This window comes from Paenibacillus sp. 23TSA30-6, from assembly GCF_014858585.1.
Classification (GTDB): domain Bacteria; phylum Bacillota; class Bacilli; order Paenibacillales; family Paenibacillaceae; genus Paenibacillus.
The window spans coordinates 1-17,147 of sequence record NZ_SLTL01000015.1; the positions used below are offsets into that span (position 1 = coordinate 1).

The window sequence follows — 17,147 nt, forward strand, 5'->3', positions numbered from 1 at the left end:
GACTGCATTCCAGACCCAGCATACAGGAGGCGCTTTTTTGTTTCAAACCTCAAATTAATTCATTACAGGAATGGCTCCTTTAGTGAATTTGTATTGGATGAACAGGTACATACTCTGTTGAGTGCTGCGAATACTTTGGTTTCATGCACAGGTTTGATTGTAAGCCCCCGGTATCCGATTGAAAAGTACGCACTATTTCGTAACGTAGTTACCCTGACGATACTATGACTTCTTTTTGACCTCCTTTGGAGGGCCTGATTCACATCTTTGTTATGGATTATTTCTATAGCATGATTCATTTATTCATCGGCTATAAACCATACACGACAATGTTAGGTTGCAAAAGAAACTGCATATCTATGATTGAATTGACTTCAAGTTAGCTTTTGTCTATATTTGTAATATACTGGTATGCTAGAGGAATGACAACGCGGATGCTCCTGATGAGAATACATGGGTAAACGTCATTTTCAGGATAGGGAGGCGGGTTTTAGTGGAAGAGGTCCTGAATCAAAGGGAAGCTATTTATTTGTTGTCGGACAGCCACGAACTCGACAAGGCTTGTGAGTTGTTTAGAATCAGCTACACACATAACGATTGGGATGAAGCGAACAAGGTTGCAGACTATCTGCATGCTTTGGCTGAAAGCCTGTATCACATCCAACTGAGAAATGCTGTGGACGGCAAGCACGAGACATTGAATACCAAACATCCGTTGGTATTTTATTATGCATACAGCTATCTGGCGAAATCTATTTATTATCAGAATAAAGGCAAGTATGATGAAGCCAGAGATTATATTATGAAGTATAGCGAGATGGGCTGGTTTATGGGGCTGGATGAGAGCGGTCTTGAAGAAGTAGAAAGATTTCGCTTTCTCGCCAAAGCCAACCTGTTTACGATAGAATTGCTTTCGGGAAAACGGGAGCTTCTGCCCGAATATATTCAATTTCTTCACGCCAATGATGAGGAACTGCTTCCGGGATTGGTCGGTATTGCCGAAGCTGCTAATTTGAATAATTGGAACATTGACGATCTGTTAAATGATTTTGCCCGCGATATTGAGATATTTGCAGGTTATGAAGATAGAGGAAACCGCGTATATTATTTAAAGCTGGTTAACCAATTAGCCATTTATTATTTCAAACAGGAGCAGTACACCGTTGCGTTAAATTATGTCCTTGTTTCTCTTCAATCCTCTGTTAGTGTAGAAACAGATGCCGATTTCAGGACACTGGTCGCTCTGTTTGAGGCTTATCGAGATTTGGCAACACCGTCACAGCAAGAGCAATATCAAACCATTTTATTAAGGGGGCTTCATAATGAAAAAGGCTTTAATCTCGGTAACTATGGTCTTGGTGTTTCTTAGTATTGTGATTCCGGCGGGAACTGTACTGGGTGAGCTAGACCCCGTGAATCCTGCCAATCATGGGGTGTTTTCTGTTACTGTTTAAACTTGATTGGATTGATAAGTCCCGGCAGGGATTTTGTAAATAAAGGGAGCGTACTTTAACGCATGTGAAATGATGCGATAAGTGGCTCCCTTTTTCATGTCAGGATTATGCAAACTCCTCATGTGTAAACTATGTTATTTTACGATATAGGAAGTCAAGTTCTTCGCCAGATACTGCATCGTTTCACTCGCTTGTTGCATACGCTCCATCACTTCGGTAAAAGAGCTTACGAGAGTCGCTTGCTCCTGAGAGGAGGAAACGATTTGCACAATTTCCTCTTCCATCTGACGAATGGAGTTTTGTACATCCTTGAGAGCTCCTTCGATATCGACCGTCGCCTTTTTGGATTCTACGGATAGCTTACGCACCTCTTGAGCCACGATGCCAAAGCCTGCTCCCGCTTCCCCCACACGTGCGGCTTCAATAGCGGCATTCAGTCCGAGCAGGTTGGTTTGCTCGGAAATTTCCTTGATAAATACAGCAACTTGATTGATTTTGCCTGAGTTTTGTACGGCAATTTGGGTGTTCTTCAAAATCTGCTCACTGGTAGCCTGTAGCTCCTCGGAATGCGCTGCTACATGCTGCACCATGTCAATGAGATGCTCGGTGATGGAAAGGTTCTCAGTGACGATTTGATCCAACTGATTCTTGTTAGTCAAATTATAGGAAGCAGCAAATGCTGCAACGACCTCGCCATTTTCGTCAAACACAGGAATACTGACCATATCGAGAGGATACCCCAGCAGTTCAGCAGGAACGTGGGTCAGGCTGGGCTCGCGCCCATTTTTAAGCATGGAAAAATTTTGGTAGCCCTCGAGCAGCTCTGAGCCAGTTTCAAAGCCGAGCTCCATCCCCTCCGACTCGCTATAAGCCAGAACATGAGTACGGTCTAAGAGGCAAAGGGTTACCTTCTCACGCATAATCCGTTGTATGTAGGGAATGGCTGCAATTAATGCATCTACTGTATTCAAATAGATTACCTACCTTTCTTTACTAGGTATATTTTTTATAGTCACATATATATTTGTCGGTCTACGGAGGGAGAAAAGTTATAAATGTAATGAAAAATTCAACGGGTATGAGAGTTTCAGAAAAAAGGCACACCGCTTCAAGTCAGGAAACGATATGCCTTTTCGTTTATAATGATGCAAAAGCTTCTTGTATTCGGGTCACTCGCCGCGCTGTTCGAATAATTGTACGATTTCGACAATGACCTTGGTTGCAAGCACCATGTTATCTACAGACACATACTCGAACTTGCCGTGATAGTTCTCCCCACCTGTAAAAATATTCGGTGTAGGCAGTCCCATATAGGACAACTGTGAACCATCTGTACCACCACGAATCGGCTTCATAATCGGATCAATGCCCAGCTTTGTCATCGCTTCATGGGCAACATCCACGATGTGCTTGACGGGCTCAATTTTTTCCTTCATGTTGTAATACTGATCTCTCAGCTCCAGAACGATACGGTTTTCCCCATATGCGGCTTGCAGCTCTTTCACCACGTTCGTTAAGTAAGCCTTCCGGTTTTCAAAGCTTTCACGATCAAAATCACGGATGATATAGTAGAGTTTGGCTTGTTCTACCGTACCCTCAAATTCCAGCAAATGATAAAAGCCATCGTATCCGTCCGTGTATTCCGGAGCTTCATTCGCCGGCAATCGTCCGTTTAGTTCCATGGCAATTTTGACGGCGTTAATCATTTTGTTTTTGGCTGTACCTGGATGGACATTAACGCCATGAATAGTAATATGGGCGGCTGCGGCGTTGAAGCTTTCATATTCCAGTTCTCCGAGCGGTCCGCCATCCACTGTATAGGCATATTGGGCACCAAAAGCAACTACATCAAACCGTTCCGGTCCTCTTCCAATCTCCTCGTCCGGTGTAAATGCGACGCGAATCTTGCCGTGCGGGATCTCCGGGTGATCCAGCAGATAATGTATGGCTGTCATAATTTCTGCGATCCCGGCTTTGTTATCTGCACCAAGCAATGTAGTACCGTCCGTCGTGATCAGGGTATGACCTTTATATTGGGACAGTTCGGGGAACTCGCGCGGAGAAAGGTTCACACCCAGCGATGCATTCAGCGTAATATCGCCCCCATCATAATTTTCCGTCAGTTGGGGTTTTACCCCTGCGCCGGTCATTTCGGTAGCGGTATCGAGATGGGCCAAAAAGCCGATAACCGGAACTTCTTTATCCGTATTGGAAGGAAGGGTTGCCATGACATAACCGTTGTCGTCCATCGTTACATCTGTCATACCAATGGCTTTCAGTTCGTTGACCAGCAGTTTGCCCAGTGTGAGCTGTCCGGGTGTGGTCGGGCAAGTGTTGCTGCTTTCATCGGATTGGGTATCCACCTGAACATAAGTGGTCAGGCGTTCAATCAGTTCCTGTTTCATGCGTATATCCTCCTTGTGGTCATTTCTGATATGCTACATATTTTATCATGATTGGACTTGTTATATGAAAAATTTGGCTGTACCTTCTAAAACGACAGCTTGTGTTGCACAGAGACGACGAGTAAGATAACAGTAAAAGAACGTAAAAATGGAGTAAAACCATCAAAGGAGTCTGCAATGCCTACGTTAAAAGATATTGCTCAGGAGGCGGAAGTTTCCATATCGACAGTTTCCCGAGTGTTAAATTATGATGAAACACTGTCCGTTTCGGAGGAAACACGGCGTAAAATTTTCGAGGTTGCCGAGCGTATGAAATATACGACAGCCAAACGTAAAAATGGCGGTATCGGGCGTCAGCCTCGTAAAAAGGCCGAGGGGCCGATTCGGCTCGGTATGGTCCATTGGTTTAGCGCGTATGAAGAACTGGAGGACCCGTATTATTTGTCCATCCGGTTCGGCGTGGAAAAGGAATGCCGCCAAAGCGGAGCGCAATTGGAGCGCATTTTCCGGCGGGAAGACCTGGCCGCACTGAAGACGCTGTTCGAAGGGCTGCATGGGCTGATTGTGCTCGGACACTTTAGCAGCGAGGAAGTGGAGCACATGCTGGAGCTTCCGATCCCTTGTGTTTTTCTGGATCACCCCGTGGAGCGAACGGGTGCGGACTATGTCGTCATTGACCTCGCTCGTGCTGCTGCGGACGCGCTGGATTATTTGATGGACGCGGGCCATCGTCATATCGGTTATGTGGGTATGGGTAAGGATGAGCAGGCCCATGATTTCAACCAGACGGAGCTGGATGCGCGTTATGAGATCTTTTTACAGTATAAAGGGCAGCATGCGCTATGCACATCGAACGACGTTCATGTGTGCGGCGGGACGGCGGCAGACGGCTTTCGTGCGATGGAAGCGGCCATTCTGGCGGGGCCAGAGAACCTGCCTACAGCCTTCTTTGTGGCGAGCGATTCGGTGGCGATTGGTGTATTAAAGGCGCTGGAGCAGCATCAAATCGCTGTCCCTGAACGTATTTCAATCGTCGGCTTCAATGATATTCCGACAGCGGAGTATTTGACACCGTCGCTGACGACGGTCAAGACGCATACTGAATTGATGGGAGAAACGGGCGTTCAGCTTTTGCTGCATACGGTGCGCAACGGTCCGAACGAGGTGGGCCGAAAGGTCACCATTCCGACCGAGCTGATGATTCGTAACAGCAGTGCGTCGCCGTTTACGGCTTCGATATAGAAATGTGCTCCATTGTGTGTTTAATGACCTTTACAGCTCCGGATGCCGGGGCTGTTTTTTTTGTATGGTCAAAAGAAAAAAAACGGAATTGACAAATGTTTTGTAAATGCTTACATTAAAAATATATTTATTTTACTAAGTTTTACTCGTTATTTTTACTTAAATATTTTACTATGGTAAAAGAGTGAAAAATAAAAGGTTGAGGTGACTGTCCATGCGTACCATTTTGCCGATGAATGACCAGTGGTTTTACCGTCCTGAATATGTTGAGAGCGAAATAAGCGCAGGAATTGATGCGAGTCGGTATGAGCCCATTCTGCTGCCACACACCAATGTAGAGCTGCCGTATAACTATTTTGACGACAAGGCGTTCCAGTTTGTTTCCACGTATAAAAGGGAGCTGAACATTCCGGCAGATACCAAGGGGAAACGGGTGTATGTCGATTTTGAAGGGGTCATGACTTACGCGCAGGTGTATCTGAACGGGGTAAAAGCGGGGGAGCATAAGGGAGGCTACACACCGTTCAGTATTGAATTGACCGGACTTGCCGAATACGGAGGCTCCAATGTACTGACGGTCATCGTCGATTCCACGGAGCGGGACGACATTCCTCCTTTTGGGGCAGTCATTGACTATCTGACCTATGGCGGTATTTACCGTGAGGTGCAACTGCGAGTTGTCGAGCCTGTGCATCTCGGCACGGTATTCGTCCAGACACCGGAGCCACTTGCGGCAAGCAAGGCGGTACGCGTGGTCGCGGAGCTGGAGGGCGTTGGCGATCAGGAGGACGACTTAACGGTCGCCTTGCGATTGCTGGACGGAGCGAACGTGAAGGCCGAAATCCGGCCGACAGAAGTGAAGTCAGCGGAAGTCACACTGGAACTGAAAGAACTGAACGGCCTACAGCTTTGGGATATAGATGATCCCAAGCTGTATGAAGCAGAGCTGACATTGCTGCGGAATGGTGAAGAGCTGGATCGGTTGAATGTGCGCTTCGGCTTCCGCGAAGCCGAATTTCAGCCGGACGGGTTTTACCTGAACGGGCGGAAGCTCAAACTGCTGGGCTTGAATCGTCATCAGTCCTACCCGTACGTCGGATATGCGATGCCCAAAAGAGCGCAGCGCCGTGATGCGGATGTACTCAAAGAGGAATTGGGCCTGAATATGGTCCGGACATCACATTACCCGCAGTCCCGCCATTTTCTGGACCGTTGCGATGAGATCGGATTGCTCGTTTTTGAGGAAATTCCGGGCTGGCAGCATATTGGCGGCGAAGCGTGGAAGGAGCAGGTGGTCAGGGATGTGGAGGACATGATTATCCGTGATCGTAATCATCCGTCTATTGTGATCTGGGGCGTGCGGATTAATGAATCGCAGGATGATCATGAGCTGTACGCACGTACCAATGAGCTTGCACGCAAGCTTGATCCGACTCGTGCGACTGGTGGGGTGCGCTATATTGTAGGCAGCGAACTGCTGGAAGATGTGTATACGATGAATGATTTCGTTCATGACGGTGGGCATCAAAAATATTTGGTGAAGGAAATCCGCAATTTCGATACGTATGACGATACAGAAGGTGTAGATGGCGAAACGACAGGTCTGCGCGAGCCGTCCATCGTCACCAAGCTGGATCATCCGGTCCCTTATCTGGTGACGGAATATAACGGGCATATGTACCCGACCAAGCGCTTTGATCAGGAGGAACGGGTGATGGAGCATGCACTGCGCCATACGCGGGTGCAGAATGCTTCTTATGCCGACGAAGGCATTGCTGGTGCGATTGGCTGGTGCGCTTTTGATTATAATACACACGCGGATTTTGGCTCTGGCGATAAAATCTGCTACCACGGTGTCATGGATATGTTCCGCTTGCCCAAATTCGCAGCGAACGTGTATCGCAGTCAGAAGCGGGTCGAGCAGGAAATCATTTTGGAGCCAGTCACTTACTGGTCACGTGGCGAACGGAACATCGGGGGCGTTGTGCCGCTAGTTGTGTTCACCAATTGTGATGAGGTGGAATTCATTTATGGTGAAGAGCGTAAGGGCGTCTATCGTCCGAACCAGAAAAAGTATCCGGCGCTCCCGCATCCTCCCGTCGTTATCGACGAATTGACAGGTCACTGGGGCATGAAGTGGGAAGATGCCGTGTTCATCGGGTACGTGGACGGTCAAGAGGTCATTCGCAGACGCTATTCCCGTAATCCTGTACCCACGGAGCTGCGTGTAGCTGCCGATGATACAGCGCTGGAGGCAGGCGATTGGGACGTGACGAGAGTTGTGGTGGATGCTCTGGACGAATACGGGAATGTCCTGCCTTTCTATGCTGATCCGGTTTCGGTGGAGGTCGAGGGAGCGGGTGATTTGATCGGTCCTTCAACCTTATCCCTGATTGGTGGACGCATTGCGTTCTGGGTTCGTACAAAGGGAGAGGCGGGTAATATCCGTGTGAAGGTTTCCGCGCCATCCCGTTTTGACCCGCGGGAAGTAAGTATTCTCGTGCAGTAGAATTAAAATAGAACATTTAACGTTATATGATGTAGGTTATTTCTTCGTTTATTTAAGAAGGGGATGTCCGATCAGATTCTACAAAGGATCTGAGAAGGCAACCCTTTTTTGGCTTGTGATAGGGACTTTAATCTATGAATCTGTAAACTTTGTGTCTTATGGCTGAGTCAATTGACGTTGCGTTCATAGATTGGAAGCATAGAATACACCATCAAGCGCAAGGGAGGTGAATCCTATGGCGATTCTATTACCTCAGCAATTCTATTCTCTCGCTGCCAATATTGGTAAATCATACTTTGAAAACTTGAACGGTGGCGCGAATGCTACAATTACCGTTAATAATAACGGTCCGGCTCCGATCAATCTTGTCGTCACTCGTGTCAACGCACCTGTGATCACTTATGTTATCCCTCCAACTAACAGTCTCACGTTGGCTGTTGCTTTACTGCTGGTAGCCGCTCTGCAGACTACCGCAGCTGGAGCAGCTACGGGTACGATCCAGATTGCGACAGCTGATTTTTAAGCTGTAACGACCTGATCCTCTAACTCTAGTTTGCCGCAAGGTGAGCTAGAGTTTTTTTGCTTTGAAAATTTTCTGAAACTTTTTTCAGGTTGTGCCGATATATACATATACAGCACAAAGAATCGACAGGCCAAACTTAGAGATTAACACATTTGAAAAGGAGCACCCTGAATGAGCTTAAGCAATCCGGTTTTACGTGATGACATTTTTTTGCGAGAAGATGAAAGAGAAGTTAGCGAACAACGCATGACCATTGGAGGAACGGTAAATAAAACGTTGCTTCTACTTGTTTTGCTTATCGTTTCTGGCAGTATAACCTGGTATATGAATGACCAGGGGATCATAGAGGTCCTATCCTTGATGACTGCAGGTTTGTTCGGTATGGCTGGTATGGCCCTTGCGATATTCTTTTTTCCAAAAACAGCTCCACTTCTTTCGCCAATCTATGCGATTTTCAGTGGCTTTGCTTTGGGCGGTATTTCAGCTTATATGGAGTATGAATACCCCGGCATTGTGGCCAATGCCATTTTGCTGACCGTAGGTATCTTGTTACTGATGCTCTTTATGTACACACAGCGAATCATCAAGGTGACACGGGGCTTTATCTCATTCGTTGTTTTGTGTACGCTGGCTATTGCTCTGGTCACACTGGTGGACTTTATCTTGAATTTTTTCGGTATGAATGTTCCGTATATCCATGAGACAGGCTGGCTTGGCATCGGCATCAGTTTATTTGTTGTGATCATTGCGGCTTTGAATCTGCTGGTGGATTTTAATTTTATTGAGGAGCAGACCGAGCAAGGGGCACCCAAATACATGGAATGGTACGGCGCTTTTGGATTGCTCTTGACCCTGGTATGGCTGTATGTGCGGATTTTGGAGCTGTTGTCCAAGTTCAGCAAGGAGGACTAAGTGTCTGCGATTCATGAATAGTTTCACTTTAATGTGCAGATAGGTGCAGGATAAGGAGAAGAGGACGGCTGAATCCGCCCTCAGGCTGTTCGAGAAAGTCTCGACAGCCTGAGGGCCATCTGCTGATGCAATTGGCCTTGGCTGTTACCCGTTAACACCGTGATTGAAAGGAACAAATATCATCAGCATAAATGCAACTACTAATGTTTTTCTCATGTGAATGCACTCCCTGTAAGATATTTTGATACTTTGTCAGCTGTTCCGTTGTTGCAAACATACGAACGGTTTCGAATATGGAAATAGTTGTAATAAATTCCCTGTATAAATCCATTGTAACTGCTATTTGCAAACAATTCAGAATATAATTTATGGCGACACCATACCGCTGCTGATTTATGTTATAGATAGCTAGTTGATTAAGTAATTTCACATAATACACACGATTTCCAAGGTCTTCAAAGCTGGAAAAAGTCTCTAGCTGATCGGGAATATAATAATACTCGTCTATATTCCATTCATTTATGTTTGCTACCTCAAAAATTGTGATTAATCCGGGCAATGTTTCCTCGTCGTTTTCTTGTATAAACTCATTGTACTCCTTCAATATTTCCTTATTCCCTGATAATAAGTCTACAGCGTATCCATTTGCCACTGCCAATCCTTTAAAACGTTCTATTTCTTGTATATCTTCGTCCGTAGCATTTTCGTACCATCCTAAGTCAGCATATTTAGCTGTATATTCTCTTGCTCGATCAAAAAGACTTCGCTTCTGAAAAACGATTGATTTAGCCAGGTATCCGTATCCAAAATAAAATATAAGTGGGTGTTTTAGCATCTGGTTTAGAGGAACAACTTCCCCCCATTTTCGTCTACTGTTATAACTGCGTTCAGCTATACTTAAAATGTGATCAGCGACACGACCCGCTTCTGCCCAATCATTTTGTCTATAATTTAGCCGAAATAGTTCAAAAGCCTTATCCAAGGGATGCACGTGTTCAGACAACAAATAGATTTCTTCCTCTGTATTCAAATGATTCTCCATCACTAACGCCTCTATATTTGCTTTAAAAGTCGCACGCTATAATAACTTTTTAAGCTGGGAAATACGGCCTTGTGACACGCCAAGCCTTTCGGCATATTCACTCTGCTTGGCTGTCGGATGCTCGTGTTTGAGTCTTCTTAGGCTTTCAACCAGTTCTTGTGTCGACCGATTTACTTTTTTTTCTTTGTACGTAGACCCCTTAACAACAGGGGCAGGAATGGGACGAACACCTACGTTTCCCTTCAGGTCGAGTATACATTGCTTACATAAAAGTAAACTTTTGAAATAGGTTAAATCCTGAAATGAATTGCACAAATTACAGGAAACCCCGCTACTATACTTTCCTATGCCCATAAAACCTTGTTCAACGTCCATATAAAATTCTAAAGGCTCGCCAATCTCAATCCCCATTGAGTTTCGGATTTCCATCGGAATAACAATCCGGCCTAACGTATCTAAGGGACGTGTCATACCTGTTCTCTTCAATTGATATCCTCCTTATCAGGTTATAGAAACCCACTTCATTCTCTGATCTGTCACCTGTGATTTTTGCGTACATAATCCAATGTTCTCAAAAAAAGGGGTAATTATTGTTGTGACAATAGGTGGTATATTGAAAACATACAAATGTTTCATTATATTACGAGTTTTCCAATTCTTCTTTTTATTTAAATTTGCACATTCCAAAGTTAACGCTGAAAGGGTGGTTTATTCATGGAAATAACACCTGCGATTCGGGCAGAAATTGAAAGATATCTGAAACAGAAAGGCTTGAGTATGACCCAGTTTGGCCATATCACTAATTTGAATGTAGGTACAGTAAGCGGCATCATCACAGGCAATCGTTCTTTATCTGTTAATCAACTGGATCGCATTACGATGGGCATGAATTTACCACCGGATTATTTTTATGAGCGATTCGTTGAAGAGTGCGTTGAAGAATCACCACTTAACTGGCGAAGAGTAAAACCTTTCGTATATCGTTGTGTTGAGTTAGGGCGACTGGATTGCTTACAGCGTGCTGTAAGTATGTTTCTGGATAATCCGACCTACAGTCCTGCGCTCTTTGGACTAGCCGAGGATTTGTTCCACAAAGGTTATCGGGACACAGCAGCTTACCTTTATGAAAACGCGGCTGAGAGTGAAAGAAAGCAGCATTCAGAAAGACTTGCTTTATGCCAGTATCGGCTATTTAGCATTCGGATAGGGGAAGATCAGGCTCAAAATCTACAAGCAGCAGCTAAATTTGAACCTTTTGTCGACCGTTTGGATGAAATTGACCAACTGGATGCCTTGAAAGACTTGGCAAACGTGTATAGATCATTGAGCTTGTGGGATAAGGTCTATAAATTTTCATGCCAAATGTATAAGTTAGGACAAATTCAGTACAATTTGGTTCATAACTCCAAGCGAGAAATAAAACCGGTAAAGAAACTTAGCAGACCTCTGTTTGTATACATAGCTTATGCTGAACTGATGTGTGCACACGCTTGTGATGCAAATGGAGATCATGTACAGGCTTTAGAGCATATACGTGGCTATACTGATCTAAGCTGGGTTAAAGAAACAGATTCAGATACACTCCATTGGCTAGGTAAATTTCAGCAATGGGCTAAAATTAATACTTACATAAATAGGCTTATGTCTGGAGATATTAGCGTGCTGACGGATTACGTTGGCCATATATCAGGCGACCAACATTTTTTTGCTGAACTTTTAAACGTCGTAGAAGTAGCTAATCGGTACGACATCGACATTGATCATATTCTTCAGCACTTTGAACCCCAAATTGCAGCTTATCGAAACCAAGCTTATACGAGTACATTAACAGAGCAGCAGGTTATACTCGAAGAAAATGTACGATTCTGGTATAAGTTAGCCAAGTACAACCTGAACAAAGGCAGATACTCAAATGGTTTCAAATGTTTAATAGAAGCTTTGAAAAATGCTGGTATAATTAACCATGCACTACTTGTTTCTAATTGTGCAGGCTTATTTTTCCGTTTCAGTGAATATGCTGCTCCTGAAACGCAGGCACAATTTTATTCTGCTTATGAGGAGGTGTGGAAAAAAAATGATCAAAAAGATGGCTTTAGTTTTGGCGACAACTAGCTTTTTACTGGTATTCGCACTACCAGTTCCAACCGGAATCCCAAGCTCTAACGCAATCCAGGTTCAAGGACATATTGGCACAGCTTAATCAATAAGAATTTTACCTTGGCCAGCCCTTAGGCTGGCTTTTTTTGTTTATTTTGTTGTTTTGGCTAAAAAATGATCATGCTGTATTTGTCCATTATCTTCTAAAATGAAATTTATTAGGAGGTTGAAGACATGAACATAGATGAAACTTTAACGTTAAATCAACAGTTGGAAAACGCCCGTCAACGGTTGCATGATCTGTACAAGCAGCATGGCTTTGGACATGCTTGCGTACTTGAGCAAGCTATGATTTTGGACGAACTAATTAATCAGTACAATCGTATGTATCAGACTAAGAAGTTACATCACCACTATGTTCAGTCAGAAACCTCAGAAACCACATCCTTTGTATGCAAAAATATTCCTCTTCCCAATCCCACATAACGCTCATAATTATTCTATAAAATGAATTATTTGAGAAAAAAATAAAAATACATCCCCATGTAATAAAATATAAAATTTGTTTTTTATTAACTGGAAAGTGTGATATCTGATGGAACAGACTCAGAAAAGACTATGGTTGTCGGTGGATATATCATTGAATGGATAGGAAAGAGTAGACAGAATAATAAATTGACCTTGGAGGAAGTGAATGACCTCGTGGCTGCGTATGAGCTGCTTCTTCTTCAAAACCTATTCAACCTTTCAAAAGGCAATAAAAAAAGCCACTCATCATTGAGCGACTTATCTGCCTATGTATTACGTTTATCAGCATGAAAATACCGATATCCGGCTTTTATATTACGCTTTATATACTTATCAGCACCAAATTGACATAGGCGCTTATTTAAAACCCGAAAAAATAAACAGCGATAGGATCTATTCCCGCAAGCGGGATGCAAAACGCTGCGCTCTTGCATAAAAGCATTTGTACTTAGTTACTAGAGAGGAAGAACAAGACCATTTTACTGATTACTGAAAATGGTCGTCAAAGCGCAGAAACTGGACATTACCGGAAAATGGGCAGTTAAACCATAATAAGCTGGCTTTTGCTCACTTTCTTGATATCACTTGTCCCAAATGATCCTGTCACCCAATTTGTCCTCATCCCCAGATTTCATTACATCCCAACATGTATCACAAAAGGATGAGCCCATCGTTGTATGCTCCGGGTTCGGGTTGGGGTAGTTGCAAAGCATACATATTCCTGGTTTCGGGCTTTTCTTCATGAATATCACCCCCAACAAAAAAAGCGAGCCTCATTGGCTCGCTTTCCCAGCAATTATATTTAAAAATTCGTATTAGTACTAGTCCGAACTCCAAGCTTTCCAGACATGGAACCAGAACCACTACTTAAACTAACATAAAATTTCCCTACAGTCCATGGCTTGCTTGAATTTAATATTTCATCGAATGTTTTACCAGGTTTTACTGTTCCACTGTACTTTTCCGCACCAGATGCACTTCCCTGATTCACAGTAAAAGTTATAGTAGTGTTCCCTGTGTTTCTCAAGTACAATCTTACATATCCATACCCTGCTTTAACGTCAAAATCAGCAGAATCATTAAATCCAGCTACTGGACGATCGACAATTTGTCCATCAGTAGCTTGTGGAGTAATGACATGGTCACCAGTTGTTGGTGTAGTCACATCAATCGATGTGTTTGCAGATTGGGAAACTGCTGCTGAGTCAGTTGTAGCTGGTGCAACATCCGTAGTAGCTGCGGCAGAAGCAGTTAATGGAATTGCAAGAGCTAAAGACAAAACAGATACTACAGAAGCTTTTTTAATGTTTTTCATACTCATAAACCCACTCTCTTTAATTTTTTTTACCTGTGTACTTTATCAATCAAATTGATTATGTAAAAAATCTATTTATGCCTTCCTGATCAATGAAGTTTTTACAGGTAATTATTTATTTTCTTTTACATTATAAGTTTTTTATTGTAATTTTTCAACAAAAAAATGGACAATGATTCCATTATCTTAATAAGGCACGCTACGGAATTGAACCGCGCAAGGGTTCTGACCAGGCTGTTCATGTTTCCGCTGGTTAACTGGTGCCTTGCTGCCTGCGCGTGCCGTAAGGCCCCGGATGGTCTCTGGGGAAAGGAGCTGCTCTCGTCATCGGTCAAAGTTGTTTGTCTTTGTTTTTAACTCTGAGTTGCTGTTCCATTTTTTAAGTATTTCATTCCCGAGGAGTTTGCAAAAATCCAATAAGCGACTTCCAATGAACAATATATAGATCGAATCTGTCTAGTTCGTCATATATTGCAATTCGGAGCGACTGGAATCGAATTTTGCAAAATCCTGTCCCAAAAAACTATCCAAAAAAAGCACACAAATTTGTGTGATCAGGCTATGGAGAAACCTCCTGTTTTTGCGAGTAGTAAAAGAACCTGTTTAAAAACTTTATTTTACGTTAAATACATAGAAGTTAGGTAAAACATAAACATAACGATAAACAGGAAAGGAGTGGGGTCTTCTATGTATCAAGTAGTGCTGGTGAGGCATGGAGAAAGCGTGTATAACCGTCAAAACCTGTTCACAGGCTGGACGGATGTGGACCTGACCGAGCAGGGAACCCATGAAGCCATAGAGGCAGGGCGTATTCTCAAGGAGAACGGGTATACGTTTGATCTGGCGTTCGCTTCGGTGCTGAAACGATCCATTCGTACGCTGTATCACATTTTGGACGAGCTGGATCATTTGTGGATACCCGTACAGAAGTCGTGGAAGCTAAACGAACGCCATTATGGTGCTCTTCAGGGGCTTAGCAAGCTGGATTCCGCCGTCCAATACGGTGAGGAACAGGTTCATATCTGGCGGCGTAGCCTGACGGTGCGGCCTCCTATGTTGGATGAACAGGATGAACGCAGTCCTCGCAGGGAGGAACGATACCGCAACATTAAGCCGGAAGAGCTGCCGCTCGGAGAAAGTTTGGAAGATACGGTGCATCGGGTCGGTGAGTTTTGGAGGCAGCGGATTGTGCCCTTGGTTCAAAAAAAGGAACGGGTCATTATTTCCGCGCATGGCAACACCCTGCGGGCACTGATCAAGTACATGGAGAATCTGGACGAAACCGCACTGCTGGATTTGAATATTCCGACAGGCATTCCGCTGGTATATGAGCTGGACGAGCATATAGATCCCATTCGGCGCTTCTATCTCGGTGATCCGAGTCATGTGGAGGCGAAAAAACAGGCTGTGGCTAACCAAAGCAAGGTGACGGAGTGATTTTCGATAAAAAGAGGACAGGGCGCTTCCTCGCATCCTGTCCTCTTTGTGCTGGGTATAAGTTAATAAGTAATATATTAAGCGTCCACGTCGTCATCTGCTTCCTCCGGGCTGTCATCCTCGGCAGGAAGCGCCCATACGGATACACTGCCGGCACGAACCGGGAATATACCGTAGCCATCCTTTTCAATTTGTACGATATGATCGTGGCGGCCCGTCAGATCGGTCCATTGCTCTCCTGCACGGTGTTCTCCCACGAACATACGCTTCTCTCCGTTGTCGGCGTTGGTGACCACCACGGCGCAGCCGGAGCCTTCCAATTCAGGTACGCCCTGACGAACCCATCCAATCGTATGGGGATCATCAAAATAATCCTTTTGCTCACCATAGGCTTTATGATAGCGGGCATACAGGAGCGGATCCAGCTCGGCCTGTTTGCCTTTCACGGGCGTTTGCCCTTGAATGCCGTAGTAATCGCCGTAGAATACACAGGGGTAACCGTCCTTGCGCAGTAGGATGAGCGCGTAGGCGCTGGGCTTAAACCAGTCCTCTACCCACGATTCCAGGGCTTCGTGCGGCTGGGAATCATGATTATCGACAAAAGTGACGGAGTTCAGGGGATGAGTCTGGACTAGCGTATCCTCGAAAAGGGTGCTTAAATCGAAATCCTTTCCACCCAAGGAAGCGCTATGTAGTTTGTAGTGGAGGGATACGTCAAACAGGTCGATTTTATAATCAATGGTATCCAGAAATTTTTGACATGATTCCAGATCGGGTTTCCAAAACTCACCTACCATATAAAAGTCCTGTCCGCGTTTTTTGATCATTTCCGTAGCGAACTCCCGTACAAATTCATGATTGATATGCTTGATCGCATCCAGACGAAATCCGTTGCATTGCAGGGTATCCACCAGCCATTTGCCCCAGCGGATCATTTCCTTGCGCACTTCCTGATGATTATAGTCAATATTCGCGAACATCAAATAATCATAATTGCCGAATTCATCATCTACATGCTCGCTCCAGCTTTTATTTTTGCCTAAAATACGATAAATTCCTGTTCGGTCCTGACTTGCATCATAATCGGTTCCGTTAAAATGCTCAAAATTCCATTGAAATGTGGAATACTGACTCTGACGGCCGGGGAACGTAAATTTAGTCCAGCCTTCGATATCGAACGGCTCGGAAATGACCTCATTGCGGTTATCCGGGTTGACCTCGACGACCTTGAATATTTCCGTTTCATCCGCGCCAGCTTTATGGTTCATGACCAGATCGACATAGACAGCCACACCGTGGCGAACGCAGGCAGCAATAGCCTCCAGCAGATCTTCCCGGGTTCCGTATTTGGTGCGCACCGCACCTTTTTGATCAAATTCACCCAGATCGTAAAGGTCATAGACGCCGTATCCCGTATCCTGGGGGGATTGGCCCTTAGTGACAGGTGGAATCCATATCGCGTCAATTCCTTTGGCTTTTAGTTCCGGTGCCAGGCGGGCAAGTTTCTTCCAGTGGGAGCCATCAGCCTCGACGTTCCACTCGAAAAACTGCATCATCGTATGGTTCCTTTTCATCATGCGTCCCTCCTTCATATATAACAAGTTACCCACCAAGCAAGGGGGGCTAAACGTCAGGCGGTTAATAAGCTGCCGAACGAAGAACAGGGATCGCTGTATAACGTAT

The 17,147-nt window shown here is 44.7% G+C and carries 14 protein-coding genes; 8 read left to right on the forward strand and 6 right to left on the reverse strand.

All coding sequences use genetic code 11. The features are described 5' to 3' along the window. Positions 1 to 493 precede the first annotated feature (493 nt). On the forward strand, positions 494 to 1,369 hold the full coding sequence (locus E0698_RS14890; protein WP_192512064.1) for a DNA-binding protein: 876 nt from the start codon (positions 494 to 496) through the stop codon (positions 1,367 to 1,369). Positions 1,370 to 1,588: 219 nt separating this feature from the next. Here the strand turns inward: E0698_RS14890 and E0698_RS14895 are convergent, their stop codons facing one another. Both E0698_RS14895 and pepT read right to left on the reverse strand, forming a co-directional pair. Continuing rightward, complete coding sequence (locus E0698_RS14895) at positions 1,589 to 2,425, reverse strand: methyl-accepting chemotaxis protein (RefSeq protein WP_192512065.1); 837 nt, start codon at positions 2,423 to 2,425, stop codon at positions 1,589 to 1,591. A 198-nt stretch (positions 2,426 to 2,623) separates the two neighbouring features. After that, positions 2,624 to 3,859, reverse strand: coding sequence for a peptidase T (pepT, locus tag E0698_RS14900; protein WP_149094277.1), 1,236 nt, complete (start codon positions 3,857 to 3,859; stop codon positions 2,624 to 2,626). A 177-nt stretch (positions 3,860 to 4,036) separates the two neighbouring features. On the opposite strand from pepT, the gene E0698_RS14905 reads away from it, so the two are divergent. The 4 genes from E0698_RS14905 (at position 4,037) to E0698_RS14920 (ending at position 9,045) form a co-directional block, all read left to right on the forward strand. Then, positions 4,037 to 5,101 carry a LacI family DNA-binding transcriptional regulator gene (locus tag E0698_RS14905; protein WP_192512066.1) on the forward strand — a complete coding sequence of 355 codons (1,065 nt, stop codon included), beginning with the start codon at positions 4,037 to 4,039 and terminating at the stop codon, positions 5,099 to 5,101. Positions 5,102 to 5,315: 214 nt separating this feature from the next. Continuing rightward, entirely contained in the window at positions 5,316 to 7,610 is a 2,295-nt protein-coding gene (locus E0698_RS14910; protein ID WP_192512067.1) for a glycoside hydrolase family 2 protein, read from the forward strand. A 235-nt stretch (positions 7,611 to 7,845) separates the two neighbouring features. Then, positions 7,846 to 8,133: a hypothetical protein gene (locus E0698_RS14915; RefSeq protein ID WP_044644281.1), complete on the forward strand. Its 288-nt coding sequence runs from the start codon at positions 7,846 to 7,848 to the stop codon at positions 8,131 to 8,133. A gap of 171 nt (positions 8,134 to 8,304) precedes the next feature. After that, the gene (locus E0698_RS14920) at positions 8,305 to 9,045 is read left to right on the forward strand and encodes a Bax inhibitor-1/YccA family protein (RefSeq protein ID WP_134911998.1); all 741 of its coding nucleotides are present in this window, start codon (positions 8,305 to 8,307) and stop codon (positions 9,043 to 9,045) included. Positions 9,046 to 9,196: 151 nt separating this feature from the next. Here the strand turns inward: E0698_RS14920 and E0698_RS14925 are convergent, their stop codons facing one another. Together E0698_RS14925 and E0698_RS14930 are read right to left on the reverse strand one after the other, a co-directional pair. Next, a complete protein-coding gene (locus E0698_RS14925; RefSeq protein ID WP_192512068.1) occupies positions 9,197 to 10,087 on the reverse strand; it encodes a DNA-binding protein in 891 nt (296 codons plus the stop codon). A gap of 36 nt (positions 10,088 to 10,123) precedes the next feature. Then, complete coding sequence (locus tag E0698_RS14930; protein WP_192512069.1) at positions 10,124 to 10,573, reverse strand: AbrB/MazE/SpoVT family DNA-binding domain-containing protein; 450 nt, start codon at positions 10,571 to 10,573, stop codon at positions 10,124 to 10,126. Positions 10,574 to 10,801: 228 nt separating this feature from the next. On the opposite strand from E0698_RS14930, the gene E0698_RS14935 reads away from it, so the two are divergent. Both E0698_RS14935 and E0698_RS14940 read left to right on the forward strand, forming a co-directional pair. Continuing rightward, positions 10,802 to 12,199 (forward strand): helix-turn-helix domain-containing protein, encoded by a 1,398-nt coding sequence (locus E0698_RS14935; RefSeq protein ID WP_192512070.1) that lies wholly within the window; start codon positions 10,802 to 10,804, stop codon positions 12,197 to 12,199. A gap of 219 nt (positions 12,200 to 12,418) precedes the next feature. Next, positions 12,419 to 12,670, forward strand: a complete 252-nt coding sequence (locus tag E0698_RS14940; protein WP_192512071.1) for an aspartyl-phosphate phosphatase Spo0E family protein — start codon at positions 12,419 to 12,421, stop codon at positions 12,668 to 12,670. An 844-nt stretch (positions 12,671 to 13,514) separates the two neighbouring features. Here E0698_RS14940 and E0698_RS14945 read toward each other — a convergent pair. Next, a complete protein-coding gene (locus E0698_RS14945) occupies positions 13,515 to 14,033 on the reverse strand; it encodes a hypothetical protein (protein ID WP_192512072.1) in 519 nt (172 codons plus the stop codon). A 681-nt stretch (positions 14,034 to 14,714) separates the two neighbouring features. On the opposite strand from E0698_RS14945, the gene gpmA reads away from it, so the two are divergent. Next, positions 14,715 to 15,464 carry a 2,3-diphosphoglycerate-dependent phosphoglycerate mutase gene (gene gpmA, locus E0698_RS14950; RefSeq protein ID WP_134911999.1) on the forward strand — a complete coding sequence of 250 codons (750 nt, stop codon included), beginning with the start codon at positions 14,715 to 14,717 and terminating at the stop codon, positions 15,462 to 15,464. Positions 15,465 to 15,541: 77 nt separating this feature from the next. Here the strand turns inward: gpmA and E0698_RS14955 are convergent, their stop codons facing one another. After that, a complete protein-coding gene (locus tag E0698_RS14955; RefSeq protein WP_192512073.1) occupies positions 15,542 to 17,038 on the reverse strand; it encodes an alpha-amylase in 1,497 nt (498 codons plus the stop codon). Positions 17,039 to 17,147: the final 109 nt, after the last annotated feature.

Excerpts from the sequence above, each read along its gene's own strand:
- E0698_RS14925 (WP_192512068.1), bottom strand. The coding sequence starts at position 10,087 with ATGGAGAATCATTTGAATACAGAGGAAGAAATCTATTTGTTGTCTGAA.
- E0698_RS14945 (WP_192512072.1), bottom strand. The coding sequence starts at position 14,033 with ATGAGTATGAAAAACATTAAAAAAGCTTCTGTAGTATCTGTTTTGTCT.
- E0698_RS14940 (WP_192512071.1), top strand. The coding sequence starts at position 12,419 with ATGAACATAGATGAAACTTTAACGTTAAATCAACAGTTGGAAAACGCC.
- E0698_RS14920 (WP_134911998.1), top strand. The coding sequence starts at position 8,305 with ATGAGCTTAAGCAATCCGGTTTTACGTGATGACATTTTTTTGCGAGAA.
- E0698_RS14935 (WP_192512070.1), top strand. The coding sequence starts at position 10,802 with ATGGAAATAACACCTGCGATTCGGGCAGAAATTGAAAGATATCTGAAA.
- pepT (WP_149094277.1), bottom strand. The coding sequence starts at position 3,859 with ATGAAACAGGAACTGATTGAACGCCTGACCACTTATGTTCAGGTGGAT.
- E0698_RS14910 (WP_192512067.1), top strand. The coding sequence starts at position 5,316 with ATGCGTACCATTTTGCCGATGAATGACCAGTGGTTTTACCGTCCTGAA.
- E0698_RS14915 (WP_044644281.1), top strand. The coding sequence starts at position 7,846 with ATGGCGATTCTATTACCTCAGCAATTCTATTCTCTCGCTGCCAATATT.
- E0698_RS14955 (WP_192512073.1), bottom strand. The coding sequence starts at position 17,038 with ATGAAAAGGAACCATACGATGATGCAGTTTTTCGAGTGGAACGTCGAG.
- E0698_RS14905 (WP_192512066.1), top strand. The coding sequence starts at position 4,037 with ATGCCTACGTTAAAAGATATTGCTCAGGAGGCGGAAGTTTCCATATCG.
- gpmA (WP_134911999.1), top strand. The coding sequence starts at position 14,715 with ATGTATCAAGTAGTGCTGGTGAGGCATGGAGAAAGCGTGTATAACCGT.